Annotated in this window: 1 protein-coding gene; it reads right to left on the bottom strand. The window is 75.8% G+C overall.

What is annotated here, in order from left to right; all coding sequences use genetic code 11:
• Positions 1-2,300 (bottom strand): bifunctional acetate--CoA ligase family protein/GNAT family N-acetyltransferase (locus AC0CYZ_RS28620; protein WP_472221503.1); only part of this gene is annotated, 2,300 nt, incomplete at both ends.

The raw sequence follows: 2,300 nt of genomic DNA, 5'->3' as shown, positions 1-2,300 counted from the left end.
ACGACGGGTCGTCGCGCAGCTCCACCACCACCGGCAGCCCCGGGGGCACCTGGGCCTGCACGTCCACCTCGGACGAGCCGGAGAGCTGCGCGAGCTGGTGGTAGGCGGCGGTGACCGCGTCGGCGTCGGTGAGCCCGGTCCGGACCCCCGCGAGGTCGGAGCGGTGGCGCCAGGTCCGCACGACGGTCTTCAGCACGGTCGTGCCCCCGAGCTCGGACGCGGCGTCGACCGCCTCCTGCGCGGACCGGGCCCGGCGGAACGGCGCGACACGGACGCCCACGGCGCGCAACAGCGCGTCGGTCTGCTCGTCGCCGAGCACCGTCGCCGTCTCGAAGGGCCCCCAGCCCTCGACGAGGGTGCGCGCGGCCGCGACGTCGCAGCCGGGCGGGACCACGAAGTCGCCGACCGGGCGCGCCAGCCACTGCGTGTAGCGCACGACGCGCGCCAGCGCGGCCACCGCGCGCTCGGGCGACGGGTAGGACGGGACGCTGCCGCGCGCCGGGACGTCCGCGCCGCCGGCCTCGGGCGGCGAGGGCACCACGAGGTGCTCGGGCACCCCGGCCGAGGCCAGGAACGTCGTCGTCACCGGCTTGTCCGCGCCGGTCACGGCCTCGGCCAGGGCGTCGGCGTGCTCGGCGCCGTCGGTGGCCAACGGTGGGGAGAACACGATGACGAGCGCGTCGCAGTCGTCGTCCTGCAGCGCGCGCAGGGCCGCGTCCGCGAGCTCGGCGGGCTCGGCCATCGCCCCGACGTCGACCGGCGGGAACGCCAGGTGCATCCCGAGGGCGAGCGCCACGTCCGCGGCGAGCACCCCGAGCGCGCTGGAGTTGCCGACGACACCGAGGCGCGGCCCCGCCGGCAGCGGCTGGTTGGCGACGAGCAGCGCCACGTCGAAGAGCTCGTCGACCGAGCTCACCCGGATGACGCCGGACTGGTCGAACACCGCCGCGACCGACGCCTCCTCCAGCGGCGAGGTCGACGCCGCGAGGCCCGGCGTCGCGTGCCGGCCGCTCGCCACCGCGATCACCGGCTTGCGGCGCGCCAGCCGCCGGGCCACGCGGGCGAACTTGCGCGGGTTGCCGAAGCTCTCCAGGTAGAGCAGGACGACGTCGGTGGCCGGGTCGGTGTCCCAGTACTGCATGAGGTCGTTGCCCGACAGGTCCGCCCGGTTCCCCGCGGAGACGAACGTGGACAGCCCGAGCCGGCGCTGGGCCGCCGTCGCGAGGATCTGGATGCCGAGCGCGCCCGACTGGCAGAAGAACCCCACGCGCCCCGGGGGCGGCAGCTGCGGGGCGAGGGTGGCGTTGAGCCGGTAGGCCGGGTCGAGGTTGACGACGCCGAGCGCGCTCGGCCCGACGACGCGCATGCCCCGGGAGCGGGCCAGGGTGACGAGCTCGCGCTGCGCCGCGACCCCGGCGTCGCCGGTCTCGCCGAACCCCGACGTGACGACGACGAGGGCCTTGACCCCCTTGGCCAGACAGCCGTCGACCACCTCGGAGACCTCGGGCGCGGGGACGGCGAGGACGGCGAGGTCGACGTCGTCGGGGATGTCGGTCACCGTCGGGTAGGCCCGGACGCCGCGCACCGAGCGGGCGTCGGGATTGACCGGGTAGACCGGGCCGGTGAACCCCTCGCGCAGCAGGTTCGCGAGCACGACGTGCCCGAGCTTGCGCGGGTCGGCCGACGCGCCGACCACCGCGACGGAGCGGGGGTGCAGGACGTTCGCGACGCTGCGGGCCTCGGCCGCCTGCTCGCGGGCCCGGCGGACCTCGGTGGAGCGCTCGGTGGCGGCGACGTCGAACTCGAGGTGCAGCGTCGAGCCCTCCATGGCGCGGGTCACGTCGTACCCGGCCTGGCGGAACGTGCGCAGCATCGCGCGGTTCTCGGTGAGCACCTCGGCCACGAACCGCCGGATCCCGATCTCCTCGGCCGCCGCGGCCAGGTGCTCGAGCAGGATCGAACCGAGGCCGCGGCCCTGGTGGTCGTCGCGGACCACGAACGCGACCTCCGCCGACGGGCTCGGCTCGCCGTTCTCGGCCGCGAGGCGCACGTAGCGGCCGATGGCGATGATCTCCCCGCCCAGCCACACCACGAGCGCCACGGTGTCGTGGTGGTCGACCTCGACGAAGCGCTTGAGGTCGCGGGGCGGGATCGTCGGGTAGGGGCTGAAGTACCGGTAGTAGCGGGTGCGCTCGGAGAGGCGGGAGTGGAAGTCGACGACGGCGTCGGCGTCCTCCGGCGTGATCGGGCGCAGGTGGGCCGTGGCGCCGTCGGCGGCGACGACGTCGGCCTCCCAGTGG

The organism is Actinomycetospora sp. (assembly GCF_055612215.1).
Note: the sequence above shows the minus strand (reverse complement) of the source record. Positions and strands in the feature narration are given on the sequence as shown.